At 62.2% G+C, this 14,016-nt stretch carries 13 protein-coding genes; 11 read left to right on the top strand and 2 right to left on the bottom strand.

Translation table 11 applies throughout. The annotated features are described in order from the left end of the window. Nucleotides 1-44 precede the first annotated feature (44 nt). The 7 genes from dnaJ (at nt 45) to G6N74_RS21985 (ending at nt 5,939) form a co-directional block, all read left to right on the top strand. Nucleotides 45-1,175: a molecular chaperone DnaJ gene (gene dnaJ, locus G6N74_RS22015; RefSeq protein WP_165120162.1), complete on the top strand. Its 1,131-nt coding sequence runs from the start codon at nt 45-47 to the stop codon at nt 1,173-1,175. 114 nt (nt 1,176-1,289) lie between these two features. Then, nucleotides 1,290-1,898 carry a phospholipid N-methyltransferase PmtA gene (gene pmtA, locus G6N74_RS22010; protein WP_165120161.1) on the top strand — a complete coding sequence of 203 codons (609 nt, stop codon included), beginning with the start codon at nt 1,290-1,292 and terminating at the stop codon, nt 1,896-1,898. A gap of 68 nt (nt 1,899-1,966) precedes the next feature. Continuing rightward, on the top strand, nt 1,967-2,557 hold the full coding sequence (locus tag G6N74_RS22005; RefSeq protein WP_376767738.1) for an NADPH-dependent FMN reductase: 591 nt from the start codon (nt 1,967-1,969) through the stop codon (nt 2,555-2,557). Continuing rightward, entirely contained in the window at nt 2,554-3,252 is a 699-nt protein-coding gene (pyrF, locus tag G6N74_RS22000) for an orotidine-5'-phosphate decarboxylase (RefSeq protein WP_165120159.1), read from the top strand. The genes G6N74_RS22005 and pyrF overlap by 4 nt, the downstream gene beginning before the upstream one ends. A 24-nt stretch (nt 3,253-3,276) precedes the next feature. Further along, the gene (locus tag G6N74_RS21995) at nt 3,277-3,567 is read left to right on the top strand and encodes a DUF1330 domain-containing protein (RefSeq protein WP_091915604.1); all 291 of its coding nucleotides are present in this window, start codon (nt 3,277-3,279) and stop codon (nt 3,565-3,567) included. A gap of 207 nt (nt 3,568-3,774) precedes the next feature. Continuing rightward, the gene (locus G6N74_RS21990) at nt 3,775-5,052 is read left to right on the top strand and encodes a polyhydroxyalkanoate depolymerase (protein WP_165120158.1); all 1,278 of its coding nucleotides are present in this window, start codon (nt 3,775-3,777) and stop codon (nt 5,050-5,052) included. Nucleotides 5,053-5,315: 263 nt separating this feature from the next. After that, the gene (locus tag G6N74_RS21985; RefSeq protein WP_165120157.1) at nt 5,316-5,939 is read left to right on the top strand and encodes a transglutaminase-like cysteine peptidase; all 624 of its coding nucleotides are present in this window, start codon (nt 5,316-5,318) and stop codon (nt 5,937-5,939) included. An 89-nt stretch (nt 5,940-6,028) separates the two neighbouring features. Here the strand turns inward: G6N74_RS21985 and G6N74_RS21980 are convergent, their stop codons facing one another. Both G6N74_RS21980 and gshB read right to left on the bottom strand, forming a co-directional pair. Continuing rightward, nucleotides 6,029-7,564 (bottom strand): YifB family Mg chelatase-like AAA ATPase, encoded by a 1,536-nt coding sequence (locus tag G6N74_RS21980; protein ID WP_165120156.1) that lies wholly within the window; start codon nt 7,562-7,564, stop codon nt 6,029-6,031. A 185-nt stretch (nt 7,565-7,749) separates the two neighbouring features. Beyond that, nucleotides 7,750-8,688, bottom strand: a complete 939-nt coding sequence (gene gshB / locus G6N74_RS21975) for a glutathione synthase (RefSeq protein ID WP_165120155.1) — start codon at nt 8,686-8,688, stop codon at nt 7,750-7,752. 211 nt (nt 8,689-8,899) lie between these two features. Between gshB and G6N74_RS21970 the strand changes: the two genes are divergently transcribed. The 4 genes from G6N74_RS21970 (at nt 8,900) to G6N74_RS21955 (ending at nt 13,937) form a co-directional block, all read left to right on the top strand. Continuing rightward, entirely contained in the window at nt 8,900-10,144 is a 1,245-nt protein-coding gene (locus G6N74_RS21970; protein WP_165120154.1) for a glycosyltransferase family 2 protein, read from the top strand. Further along, on the top strand, nt 10,144-10,560 hold the full coding sequence (locus G6N74_RS21965) for a GtrA family protein (RefSeq protein ID WP_165120153.1): 417 nt from the start codon (nt 10,144-10,146) through the stop codon (nt 10,558-10,560). Before G6N74_RS21970 ends, G6N74_RS21965 begins: the two co-directional genes overlap by 1 nt. A gap of 63 nt (nt 10,561-10,623) precedes the next feature. Continuing rightward, nucleotides 10,624-12,447 carry a GtrA family protein gene (locus G6N74_RS21960; RefSeq protein WP_165120152.1) on the top strand — a complete coding sequence of 608 codons (1,824 nt, stop codon included), beginning with the start codon at nt 10,624-10,626 and terminating at the stop codon, nt 12,445-12,447. 146 nt (nt 12,448-12,593) lie between these two features. After that, the gene (locus G6N74_RS21955) at nt 12,594-13,937 is read left to right on the top strand and encodes a putative bifunctional diguanylate cyclase/phosphodiesterase (RefSeq protein ID WP_165120273.1); all 1,344 of its coding nucleotides are present in this window, start codon (nt 12,594-12,596) and stop codon (nt 13,935-13,937) included. The last annotated feature ends 79 nt before the right edge of the window (nt 13,938-14,016 follow it).

Below are 14,016 nucleotides of genomic sequence, written 5' to 3'. Positions count from 1 at the left end.
GAAACGATGCGCAAAGACATTGCCCTTCCGGTTTATGGGATAAGATGAAAGCTGATTTCTACGAAACCTTGGGCGTCCAGAAGGGCGCTGACGAGAAGGAACTGAAGAGTGCCTTTCGCAAGCTCGCGATGCAGTTCCACCCGGACCGCAATCCCGGCGACAATGCCTGCGAACACAAGTTCAAGGAAATCAACGAAGCCTATGAGACGCTGAAGGACCCGCAGAAGCGCGCGGCCTATGATCGTTTCGGCCACGCCGCCTTCGAGAACGGCGGCATGAATGGCGGCGGGCAGGGTTTCGGCGGTGGCGGGGGTTTCTCCGACATATTCGAGGATATTTTCGGCGAGATGATGGGTGGCCGCCAGCGCCGCTCCTCCGGTGGCCGCGAACGTGGCGCCGACCTTCGCTACAATATGGAAATCACGCTGGAAGAGGCATTTGCCGGCAAGACCGCGCAGATCCATGTGCCGGCCTCTATCTCCTGCACCGATTGCTCCGGCTCCGGCGCCAAGCCCGGCACGCAGCCGGTGACCTGCACCATGTGCTCCGGCTCCGGCCGCGTTCGCGCCAGCCAGGGCTTCTTCTCCATCGAGCGCACCTGCCCGCAATGTCAGGGCCGCGGCCAGATGATCAAGGACCCGTGCGCGAAATGCTCCGGCCAGGGCCGTGTCACCGAAGAGCGCTCGCTGTCGGTCAATATTCCGGCCGGCATCGAGGACGGTACGCGCATCAGGCTCGCCAGTGAAGGCGAGGCCGGCCTGCGCGGTGGGCCTTCGGGCGACCTCTACATCTTCCTTTCGGTCAAGCCGCATGAGTTCTTCCAGCGCGACGGCGCAGACCTCTACTGCAAGGTGCCGATCTCGATGATCACCGCAGCGCTCGGTGGCTCGTTCGAGGTGGCAACGCTCGACGGCACGCAGACCCGCGTGAAAGTGCCGGAAGGCACGCAGAACGGCCGTCAGTTCCGCCTTAAGGGCAAGGGCATGCCAATTCTGCGCCAGCCCAATATCGGCGACCTCTATATCCAGACGGCGGTCGAGACGCCGCAGAACCTGACCAAGCGTCAGCGCGAGCTTCTGGAAGAATTCGAGCAGCTTTCATCCAAGGACAACAGCCCGCAGTCGAGCGGGTTCTTCTCGCGCATGAAGGACTTTTTCGAGTCTTTCGGAGAGTAGAGCAGCAACCGCAAGCTGTTGGTTTTGCGACGATTGGCTCCGTTTTGTCTTGCGTCACAGATTACGTGACGTAAAGATCACACCGGGGCGCACGGAATGCAGGAGAATATGCCGATGGCTCGTGGGTCTGGTCTGCGCAAGTCGCTCGCGACAAAGTTCGACGACGAACTGCGCTTCTTCAAGGGTTGGATCGATAAGCCCAAGGCTGTCGGGTCCATCATCCCGACAAGCTCCATCACCGCCCGCCGCATGGCCTCCATCATCAACCCGGCCTCCGGTCTGCCCGTTCTGGAGCTCGGGCCTGGCACCGGCGTCATCACCAAGGCGATCCTGGCTCGGGGCATCAAGCCGCAGAACCTCTACGCAATCGAATATTCGGAAGAATTCGTCGATCACGTGAGAAGGGGATATCCCGGCGTCAACGTCATCCAGGGCGACGCCTTTAACCTTGACGAGACGCTTGGCCCCAAGGACCGGATTCAGTTCGACTGCGCGATCTCCGGCGTTCCTTTGCTGAATTTCCCGGTTTCCAAGCGGATCGCCTATATCAATGACATTCTCGATCGGCTGCCTTCTGGTCGACCGGTTGTCCAGATCACCTATGGGCCGTTGTCGCCGGTTCCTGCCGGACGAGGCGATTATAGGGTCGAGCATTTCGACTTCGTCATCCGCAACATTCCTCCGGCGCAGCTCTGGATCTATCGCCGCGGCGCAAACGGTTGACGCTGCAATCTTGACGGTTGATTAGAACACCAGTTCGCCTATACCCCGGGTGAACAGGAGCCATGCTGATGACTGCCCGAATTCTCGTCTTTGCCGGGTCGATCCGCACCGGTGCGTTTAGCGGCAGGACCGCTGACGTGGCGGTCAAGGAACTGGTCCTTCAAGGCGCCGAAGTCACCCGCATTTCGCTTGGCGACTATTCTCTGCCGATCATGGACGAGGATCTCGAGGCGGAAAAAGGCGTCCCGGAAAACGCCGTCAAGCTCGGCCGCCAGATCGCCGCGCATGACGGGTTCCTCATCGCCAGCCCCGAATACAACTCATCGATCCCGCCGCTGTTGAAGAATGCGATCGACTGGGTCAGCCGCGTCCGCAAGGATGGCGGCCGCCCCTTCAAGCCATATGCCGGCAAGGTCGCGGCGCTATGCTCGTCGTCGGATGGCAATTTCGCCGGCATTCGCGGCCTTTATCACCTGCGCTCGGTGCTGATGAACTGTCAGGTCGAGATCATCACGCCGCAATGTTCCGTTGCCCATGCGAGCGAAGCCTTTGACGAGAACGGCGACTTCAGGGAAGAACGCCTTCGCCACGCCATGGAAAATGTCGCGCGCACGCTGATCGAGCGCGCTCGCATGGTTTCGACAAGGATTGACGCATGACGGTTGAAACGATGCGCGACCGCCTGATCGTCGGCCTGGATGTGCCGACGCTGAAGGAAGCGGAAGCTGCGGTTCGCGAGCTCGAAGGCGTCGTCTCCTTCTACAAGATCGGCTACCAGCTTGCCTTTGCCGGCGGGCTCGATTTCGCCCGCGAGCTGGCAAGCGGCGGAACCAAAGTCTTCCTCGACATGAAGCTGCTCGACATCGACAACACGGTGGCCAAGGGCGTCGAAAACATCGTCAAGATGGGCGTGTCCATGCTGACGCTGCACGCCTATCCCAAGGCGATGCGAGCCGCGGTCGAGGCTGCCAGGGGAAGCGATCTCTGCCTGCTTGCCGTGACTGTGTTGACCTCCATGGACCAGCAGGACGTTATCGACGCGGGCTACGAATATGATCCGCACACGCTGGTGCTGCGGCGCTCCGAACAGGCATTGCAGGCGGGCATGGGCGGCATCGTCTGCTCGGCCGACGAAGCATCCGCCGTGCGCAAGATCGTCGGGCCGGACATGGCGGTCGTGACGCCGGGCATTCGCCCGGCCGGCAGCGAGCGTGGCGACCAGAAACGCGTCGTGACGCCGGCCCAGGCCATCCGCAACGGCTCCAGCCACCTCGTCGTCGCACGTCCAGTGGTCGCGGCGGTTGACAGACGAGCGGCGGCGCAAGCTATCCTCGCCGAAATGGCGCAGGCCTGAACAAAGAAGATTCTGGAGGACAAGATGGCCAAGGGATACTGGATCGCTCGCGTCGATGTTCGCGACCCCGAGGGCTACAAGGATTATGTTTCTACCGCGAAGCCCGCTTTCGAGCGCTTTGGCGCCAATTTTCTCGTTCGCGGCGGTGCGCATGAGGTCGTCGAAGGCCCCGGCCGCGCGCGCAATGTAGTGATTGAGTTTCCGTCACTGGCGGCAGCGCGCGATTGCTACAACTCACCCGAATACCAGGCGGCGAAGGCTATCCGGCAGAAATTCGCCGATGGCGAGATCGTATTGGTGGAAGGGCCAGCCTGACGCTGCGTCAGGCTGGCTGGCTGTTGCAATGCAAAATGACGATTTGTGAGCCGGCAAGCACCGGCTGCAACGGTTTTTCAACACCTTGGACCAAAGTATGAGCATAATTCACGCAGCGTGACGTATTGCGCTGCAACAATTTCGCGCTACCTTGTAATAGGGCGCAAAAAGCTTCCGGACGGCTGTCTGGCCGGAGAAGGTTCTCGAATGTTCTATCAGTTTTATGAAATGAACCACGCGGCGCTTCAGCCGGCGAGAGCCTATGCCGACGCGGTGAAGATGTTCTATTCGAATCCGCTCAACCCGTTCTCGCACACCCAATGGGGCAGGTCGATCGCAGCGACCGCCGAACTCTTCGAACGCACGACGCGCCGATACGGCAAGCCCCGTTTCGATCTTCCGCAGACGGTGGTGGACTGGAAAACCGTGCCGGTGACGGAAAAGATCGTCTGGTCGCGCCCTTTCTGCAATCTCCTGCATTTTGATCGTGCCTTGCCTGCCGCGCGCCGGCCGGACCAGAAGCTGCTTATCGTAGCGCCGATGTCGGGCCACTACGCGACTTTGCTGCGCGGCACGGTCGAAGCGATGATGCAGCATGCAGATGTCTACATCACCGACTGGACCGACGCGCGCATGGTGCCGGTTTCCGAAGGCAGGTTCGATCTCGACGACTATATCGACTATGTCATCGACATGTTGCATGCGCTGGGTCCCGACACCCATGTGATGGCGGTTTGCCAGCCGTCGGTGCCGGTTCTGGCCGCCGCGGCGATCATGGAAGCGCGCGGCGATCGTTTCGCGCCGGCGACGATGACGCTCATGGGCGGGCCGATCGATACGCGCCGCAACCCCACTGCGGTCAATCTTCTGGCCGAGGAAAAGGGCATCGACTGGTTCCGCGACAACGTCATCATGCAGGTGCCCTGGCCGGTGCCCGGCTTCACCCGCGATGTCTATCCCGGCTTCCTGCAGCTTTCGGGCTTCATGAGCATGAATCTTGACCGGCATATCACCGCCCATAAGGACTTCTTCATGCACCTTGTGAAGAACGACGGCGATGGCGCCGAAAAGCACCGGGACTTCTATGACGAGTATTTGGCGGTGATGGACCTGACCGCCGAATTCTACCTGCAGACTGTCGATACGGTGTTTGTCCGCCACGCCCTGCCCAAGGGCGAGATGACCCATCGCGGCGTTCCGGTCGATCCGGCAGCCATCCGCAATGTGGCGCTGCTGACGATCGAAGGCGAGAACGACGATATTTCGGGCTTGGGGCAGACCCAGGCAGCCCACGACCTTTGCGTCAACATCCCCGACGACATGCGCGCCCACTATATGCAGCCGGCGGTCGGTCACTACGGCGTGTTCAACGGTTCGCGCTTCCGGTCGGAGATTGTGCCGCGTATTTCTGATTTCATCAGCAGCTATGGCCGGCAAAGCCGCGTGCCGCAGAAGCCGCGACTGGTACGCTCCGGCAAGTCCTGACCGCCATTGAGCGTAGGACGCAAGATAACACCCTGTCCTTTTGATCAGGACAGGGATGCTTGTCGGTTCTGATATCCCGCGCTCGACCTATACGTGCAGGCCGATCTACCAATTTGCCTGAGGGCCGGGCCTTCTGTTGCAAAATCGTCGCTGTCCGGCCTCGTCGGTAACCATGAAGTCAATCATCCCTTCGCCGTAATTGACATTGACCCATCACGGACCTTAACGTTTTGTTAACAAACAGGGCGAACGGGACCGGGGCAATGAACTCCTCACCGAAAGCGTGGTGCGCATCCAGGCGTGTGGCATTGATGATCGGCTTGACGGCGACTGCATGGTCGATCTCGCCGGCTTTCGCGTCGTCGCCGATGGTCACCGGCGGTCTCACTTCGCAGCCGATCGGTCACTACGAATTCTGCAAGATCAATCCCTCCGAATGTTCCATACGCTCGCGAAACTCGGTTCCCGAACGCGTCACCGGGTCTCTTTGGAAGACGCTTGTTGCGGTCAACCTTGAGGTCAACCGCGCTGTCACGCCGATGAATGATTTCGACATCTACGGCAAGGACGAGGTCTGGGCCTATCCCGATAACGGCGTCGGCGATTGCGAGGACTACGTGCTCGAAAAGCGCCGGCAACTGATCCACAAGGGTCTGTCGGTATCCAACCTGCTGATAACCGTAGTGCGCAAGCCGGACGGTGAAGGCCATGCGGTTCTGACCGTGCGAACCGACAAGGGTGACTTCGTCCTCGACAATCTGACGGATACCGTGCGCCAGTGGGACGAGACAGGCTATCGCTTCCTCAAGCGTCAGGCCAGCGATCATACCGGCCATTGGGTCACGATCCGTGAAGGCCAGGCACCGCTCGTCGGCGCGGTGCAATAACGACCGTCGCTCAAAACTGTGCAGCGGTTTTGGGACAACGACCACGTCACGTCCTGCCGTGCTTTTCGCGGCAGGCGACCTCTTCCGTTCTATGCGGCCGCCTGCGACAGCCGCTCGCCCGTCATCCGGTAGGAAATAGCCTCCGCGAGATGAATGCGGCCGACGGTCTCATTGCCGTCGAGGTCAGCCAAAGTGCGCGCTACTTTCAGCACGCGATGATAGGTGCGCGCCGAAAAGCCGAGCTTTTCACTTGCATCGTGCAACAGCGACAGGCCGGCTGCATCAGGTTTGGCTATCTCTTCGATGAGCGCGGTTGCGCAATGCGCATTGGTGAGCGACGCCGAAACCCCGACGCGCTCGAAACGGTCCCGCTGAATGGCGCGGGCGGTCGCCACGCGTGCCGCCACCGCGGCACTCTTTTCCGCCGCACCGGGCCGGATCAGGTCGCTCGCCGAAACCGCCGGCACTTCGATGCGCAGGTCGATCCGGTCGAGAAGCGGACCTGAAATCCGCGCCTGATAATCCGATTGGCAGCGCGGGCCGCGCGCGCAACGATAACCGGGCTCGCCGGCCATGCCGCAGCGGCACGGGTTCATGGCCGCGATCAGCTGGATGCGCGCCGGATAGGTGACGCGATGATTGGCGCGCGCGATCATGCACTCGCCGGTCTCCAGCGGCTGGCGCAGCGCGTCGAGCGTCTGAGGCGAGAACTCCGGGAATTCGTCGAGAAACAGGACGCCGTTGTGAGCGAGCGAAACCTCTCCCGGACGCACCCGCAATCCGCCGCCGACCATCGCCGCCATCGATGCGGAATGGTGCGGCGCGCGAAAGGGCCGCCGGTCGGTCAGCCTGCCGCCCGCGAGCTCGCCGGCAACCGAGGCGATCATCGAGACTTCGAGCAGTTCCTTCGGCGCCAGCGGCGGCAGGATTGATGGCAGGCGCTGCGCGAGCATGGATTTTCCCGATCCGGGCGGCCCGACCATCATCAGATTGTGACCGCCTGCTGCTGCGACTTCCAGCGCACGTTTGGCGCTTTCCTGGCCCTTGATATCGGCAAGGTCCGGCAGGTCCGAAGCCGGCGCGTGGATACTCGCCTCCGGCCGCGACAGAACCTGCGTGCCACGGAAATGGTTGGCAATGGCGATCAGGCTTCGCGGTGCCAAGATGTCGATCTCCGAGCCTGCCCATGCCGCCTCCGGCCCTGAGGCGGCCGGACAGATCAGGCCCTTGCCTTCGGCATTGGCGGCCATCGCTGCCGGCAGCGCGCCGGACACCGCGGCGATCGTGCCGTCGAGCGACAATTCGCCAAGCACGACATAGCCGGAGAGCGCGTCGCCCGGGACGGCGCCAAGTGCCGCCATCAGGCCGAGCGCGATCGGCAGGTCGTAGTGGCTGCCTTCCTTTGGCAAATCTGCCGGTGCGAGATTGACGGTGACCTTCTTCGACGGCATCGACAGGCCGGATGCATGCAGGGCCGCCTGCACCCGCTCACGGCTTTCGGCCACCGCCTTGTCGCCCAGGCCGACGATGTGCATGCCGACTTTACCGGGCGCGACCATTACCTGCACGTCGACGGGAACCGCCTCGATGCCCTGAAATGCAACCGTGCGTACGCGCGATACCATGCCGTCCCCCGACGCATGCGCGGGCATCGAATGCCCAGCCCAGTGATAACCCTGCGTCAGACAAGCATAGATTGTAGAGCAAATCAAGAACAAGACGGGAACAAAATTGCCGCGCAGATTGCAACCGGGTTGAGGCCGGTTGCGGCGCTGGAACGTTGCATGGCTTTTCCTGGGCGGGCGGGGCCTCAGCGTTTGGCTTCGACGGCATCCCAGAACAGCGCGGCGATATCCGCGCCGCCGAATTTCTTGACCTCGCGCACGCCGGTCGGCGAGGTGACGTTGATCTCGGTCATGTAGTCGCCGATCACGTCGATTCCGACGAGGATAAAGCCGCGTTCCTTGAGCGACGGCCCGATGCGCGCGCAGATTTCGCGCTCGCGCTCGGTCAGCTCGGTCTTTTCGGCGCGGCCGCCGACATGCATGTTGGAGCGGGAATCGTGCTCGGCAGGCACGCGGTTGATGGCGCCGACAGGCTCGCCGTCGATCAGGATGATGCGCTTGTCGCCCTTGCGCACGTCCTTGAGGTAGCGCTGGACGATGAAGGGTTCACGGAACATCTGGCCGAACATTTCCAGCAGCGAAGCCAGATTGCGGTCGGCCTCAAGCATATGGAAGATGCCGGCGCCGCCATTGCCGTAAAGCGGCTTGACGATGATGTCGCCGAATTCCTTGCGGAAGGCTGCGACTTCCAAGGGATCCTTGGTAATCAGCGTTTCCGGCATCAGGTCCGGGAACTCGGTGACGAAGATCTTTTCCGGGCTGTTGCGCACCCAGGCCGGATCGTTGACCACCAGCGTCTTCGGGTGGATGCGTTCCAGGATGTGGGTGGTGGTGATGTAGTTCATGTCGAAGGGTGGGTCCTGGCGCAGCAGCACTACATCCATTTCCGATAGATCGGTGCGCTCAGGCTCGCCAAGCGTGAAATGGTTGCCCTTCTCGTCGCGCACTTCGAGCTTTTCCAGCCGCGCGAACACCGTGCCGCCGATCATGGAGAGCCGGTCGGGCGTATAATGGAACAGCTTGTGCCCGCGCCGCTGTGCCTCGAGCGAGAGCGCGAAGCTGGTGTCGCCGGCAATGTTGACGGTGGAGATATGGTCCATCTGGACGGCGATGTTGAGCGGCATGAAGGCTTCTCCGGCGCTGCGGGCTTTTATCGTCGAGAGGATGTATAGCTTTGCCCGGCGTCTGCCAATGGCGACTTCGCCACCTCCGGGATGCAGGGAGCTCACCTCACGCAAATGTCTCGGAATGTCATGACCGCGTTAACAGGACGCCAATCATTCTCGGCTAAGAAGCTGCCAGACGTGCCGGAGAGCACGCTTGTCGAGGGTGGTCATGAACGCAGTCACGCCAATCCGGGCAGTCTCTGAAGATCAGATCGAGCTGACCATTCTCATGCCCTGCCTCAACGAGGCTGAAACGCTTGCCACCTGCATCGGCAAGGCGCAGCACTTTTTGCAACAAGCCGGCGTATCGGGCGAAGTGCTCATCGCCGACAATGGCAGCGCCGACGGTTCGCAGCTCATCGCCACCAGCCTTGGCGCCCGGGTCGTGCCTGTGCAGGCGCGCGGCTATGGCGCAGCCTTGCAGGGCGGCATAGCGGCTGCGCGCGGACGCTTCATCATCATGGGCGATGCCGACGATTCCTACGATTTCTGCGCGCTCGACGCCTTCGTGTCGCGCCTTCGCGATGGTGCCGACCTGGTCATGGGAAACCGTTTTCAGGGCGGCATCGAAGCCGGCGCCATGCCGGTCCTGCACCGCTATCTCGGCAATCCCGTGCTGAGCTTCCTTGGCCGGCTGTTTTTCCGCATCAAGGCGGGAGATTTTCACTGCGGCCTGCGCGGCTTCAATGCGGAACGCATCCGGGAACTGGACCTCAAGACGGCGGGCATGGAATTCGCCAGCGAAATGGTGGTGCGCAGCGCGCTCGCCGGTTTGCGCATCGAGGAAGTGCCGACCACGCTGAAGCCGGATGGCCGCAGCCGCCCGCCGCATCTCAAGACGTGGCGCGACGGCTGGCGTCATCTCAAATTCCTGCTGATGTACAATCCGCGCTGGCTGTTCTTCATTCCCGGCATGAGCCTTTGCGCGCTGGGCCTCCTGCTTTCGACGCTGCTCTTCTTCGGTCCGCTGCAGGTCGTCGACAACCTTTCGCTCGACCTCAACACATTCGTCGCGGCCTGTTTCATGATCGTCGCCGGCGTACAACTCACCACCTTCGGGGTCCTGTCGCGGTACTATGCCGACATCACCGGCATCCTGCCGGGGAATGCCCGTTCGGACTGGCTCACGCGCCATATCAGCACCGACCGGCTGGCACTCGGCGCGGGCGTCTGCCTGCTGGCCGGCCTGTCGTTCTTCGGCTACGCGACTTTGTCCTGGGCCAGCCTGAGTTTCGGGCCGCTCAACGACCCGGAAATCCCGCGCATCGTGGTGTTCGGGTTGACGCTGATCGTGATCGCGATGCAGGTGTTTTTCTCGGCCTTCCTGCTTGGTGTGCTTGAAATCCCGGTCATGCGCCGCAAATCCGGCGAAACCCTCGTCGCCGAGGCAGCAGCGCGCGCCCAAGTCTCCTGATGACGGCGATGCTGCAAACGGCCTTCCGCCTGCGGTTCGTTCGTTTCGTCACGGTCGGCGTCGGTGCTGCCGCCTTGCTGCTCGTTCTATCCTATGTGCTGGCATCCATCGGCCTGCCGCGTTTCGCTGCGGGTCTCATCGCCTATGCCGTAGCCTTCGTCGTGGCCTATTCGGCGCAACGTGGCTGGACGTTCGGCGCAGCACACGGTCATGGCCATGCTTTGCCGCGCTATTTCATTCTTCAGGCGGGATGCGCGCTGCTGTCGGGTGTGCTCGCCCATATCGCCGTGGATCGTTTTCACATGTCACCGTTGGCGATGTCGGTCCTCATCACGGCCGTTGCAAGCACGGTCAGCTATGTCGTCTCCTCGCTCTGGGTTTTTCCGGACAAGCCGGGACATAGCAACAAACGCTAGCTTTACCGTTTGTTGAACTGCGCGGATTAGGGTCACGTCGGGTTACGGGCGGGCTGTGAGCGAATGAGCGGATTGCATTCAACGATCGCGAAACGGGCGGCGGGCCTTTCGCCGGCGAGCAGGGATATTGCCCTTGCGCTGGGCGCGACGCTGGTCGTCCTGGCCGTCAATGCCGCGACCGGTTTCAGGACCTTGTCCAACCTCGGCGGTGACAACGACAGCCTGCTTCGCCTTGTCGAAGTCCGCGACCTGCTTGGTGGTCAGGGCTGGTTCGATCTGCATCAATATCGCATGGGGCCTGAGGGCGGTTTCGTCATGCACTGGTCCCGACTGGTCGATGCGCCGATCGCTGCGATCATCCTCGCCGTTTCTGCCGTGACCGGCAGCGCGGCGATTGGCGAGACGGTTGCGCGCGTCCTTTGGCCGGCGTTGCTCTACTGCGGCACGCTGTTCTTCATCCTGCGGGCCGCGCGCATTTTCGGCGGGGAACGTGCGGTTCTGCCCTCCGTAATCATCGGTGCTGCGGCGCTTCATTTCCTCGGCATCTATCAGCCCGCAGCACTCGATCATCACAACATTCAACTCATGCTCGCCGCCGGCAGCCTTTGCCTGCTTCTCGAAGCACCGGACAATCGGCCGGCCGCCGCAATGTCGGGCGTGTGTGCAGCGCTGATGCTGGCAGTCGGGATGGAAACCGCACCCTATGTGGCGGTGATCGGCCTCTGTGTTGCAGGCCTGTTTCTTTTCGACGGTGCCGGCGAAAGGCATATCGCCCGTGATTTCGGGCTCGGTTTTGCCGTGGTGTCGGCTGCCGTCTTCTTCGCCACGGTTCCGGCCTCCGGCTGGGGAGAGGCCCAATGCGACGCCTTTTCGGTCGTTCAGTTCGCGCTGGCAGCGGTCGCTGGCGTGGGCCTTGCAGCCGTTACATCCCCTGATGTTTTCACGCGCACGCGTAGCCGTCGCCTGCTTGGCCTCGCATTGCTGGGTGTTGGCGTCGGCGCGCTCCTGGTTCTGGCCTTTCCGCAGTGCCTTTCCGCACCCTATTCCGGCCTTGATGCGCGGCTTAAGGCAGACTGGCTCGACCATGTCTCCGAGGCGAAGTCCCTGCTGGCACTTATCGTCGAGGATCCCGCCTCCGTCTTCGCCCGCTACATCACGCCGTTGCTGGCGATCGGCTGGATGTTGCTGCGTCTTCGCCGTCAAGGCTGGCAGCGGCGGGATATCCTTGTCGGCGCAGTGCTGATCGCGGCCTTCATCGTCAGCGTGTGGCAGGTGCGCGGGTCGACCTTCTCGATCGCCTTCGCCGTGATCCCGCTTTCCGCCTGGGTCGGACACTGGCGTGCGCGGGCGGAAAAAAACCCGTCCACCGCTGCGTCTCTCAGGATGGCCGCGGTGTGGCTGGTCTCGCTCAATGCGAGCTGGACGACGGCCGCCGCTGCTGCCTCCGCCGCTTTCGAAGGTGAGTCGCAGAGGCCCGAGGCGCAGATTGCCTCGGTTGCCGCCTGCCAGCATGAAAGTGATTTCGCCGTGCTTGCCGGCTTGCCGGCGACGACCGTGCTGGCGATCTCCAATCTGGGTTCGCCCATTCTCGCCTATAGCGGGCATCGCGTCTTTTCCGGTCCCTATCACCGCAATATCGAGGGCAACCTTCTGGCGCTGGACGGTCTCATGGGCTCGCCCGATCAGGCGCGGACCATCGTCGAAACGCGCCATGTCGGCCTCGTCGCACTTTGCCGCGGCAACGACGAGAACAGGATTCTCACCGACCGTGCCCCCGATGGCCTGCTTGCCGGCATGATGAAAGGGATGGTGCCGGATTGGCTCGAACCTGTCTCCGAAAGCACGGGAAAACCGCTGGAGCTCTACCGGGTCGTTCTGGATCGATAATTGTTCCACCGCATGGTCTTCGCCCCCTCGCTTGCCCCGGTTCGGCTGCCTCTTTTGCCGGAGAAAAGCGGTCACCCGCGATACGTTTCCTAAAGGGTTTGCTGGCATTGTAGCGCGCAAATCACGAAAAGACTGCGGGGACCATGATGCAGCCGTCGTTCGGCTTTGACGAGACCAGGGAGAACACCGATCTTGCCTTTACCGACCCTTTGACCGGGCTCGGCAATCACCGGCGTTTTTTCGACAAGGTCGACAGGCTCATCAGCGACCGCGCTGACGACCCTGCGCCTTTTACGGTAGGCATCATCGATCTGGACGGGTTCAAGCCGATCAACGATCTTTTCGGCCACAAGGCCGGCGACGATATCCTCATCCAGGTCGGCATGCGCCTGCGTGCCGCCATGGACGGGCATTCGGCGGTCACGCGCATCGGCGCTGACGAGTTCGCGTTCCTCTATCCCATGGTGTTTTCGGAGGACGCCGCCGCCGAAAGGGCGAGGATGCTGATCGAGGTTCTTTCGGCGCCCTACGATGTCGGCGAGCGGACCGCCAGGCTGTCGGCCTCGGTCGGCTGCTCGCTTTTCTATTCGGGCGACGAGACGACCGAGATACTGGTCAACAAGGCCGAGACCGCGCTCTATCACGCCAAGCGCTCTGGCCGGGGCCGCGTCGTCGTCTATACGCGTGAAATGGAAGAGGCGGCCAAACGCGTCACCCGCATCGAGCAGGCACTGCGCCGCGCCGTTTCCGCTGGCGAAGTCGAGCCGCATTTCCAGCCGATCGTCGACCTGAAGACGCGGCGCGTCGTCGGTTTCGAAACGCTCGCCCGCTGGACCGACCGTGATCTCGGTTTCGTCTCGCCGGTCGTCTTCATTCCGATCGCCGAAGAGCGCGGCATCATCGGCCCGCTGTCGCAGCTGGTCCTGCGCAAGGCCACCGAAGCCGCCCGCAGCTGGCCCGAAGAGCTGTTCCTGTCGTTCAACCTGTCGCCGTCGCAGCTTGTCGACCAGAACACCGGCCTGCACATACTGGCCATTCTGGAGCGGACCGGCTTCGATCCGCGCCGCCTTGAGATCGAGATCACCGAGACCGGCCTGATGACGGACCCGGCTTCCGCCGAGAAGATCGTCAACGATCTGCGCCGCTGTGGCATCCGCGTCTCGCTCGACGATTTCGGCACCGGCCAATCCTCGCTCGGACGCCTGCGCGAGTTCCAGTTCGACAAGCTCAAGATCGACCGCGCCTTCGTTTCCTCGATACTTGAGGACAGGCCGTCCGAACACATCATTCGCGCCATACTCGCCATGTGCGAGGGGCTGGGCATGGATGTGGTGGCCGAAGGCATCGAGCAGGAGGCGCAGGCCAGTCGTCTCATCGAATTCGGCTGTGGCGGCGGGCAGGGCTATCTGTTCGGCAAGCCGGCAGATGCCGACGCCACGCTCGGCTATCTGCGCGATGCCTTTCGCGGCGCGCGGCGGGTCGGTGCTTAAACGTCACAGGTTTAGCTCGCAAGCCCGTAGCCTCATGCAGGCATAACATTCTCCTCTTGGCCTTCGTCGCCTCTTGGTG

Source organism: Mesorhizobium zhangyense (genome assembly GCF_011045115.1).
Classification (GTDB): domain Bacteria; phylum Pseudomonadota; class Alphaproteobacteria; order Rhizobiales; family Rhizobiaceae; genus Mesorhizobium_M; species Mesorhizobium_M zhangyense.
Note: the sequence above shows the minus strand (reverse complement) of the source record. Positions and strands in the feature narration are given on the sequence as shown.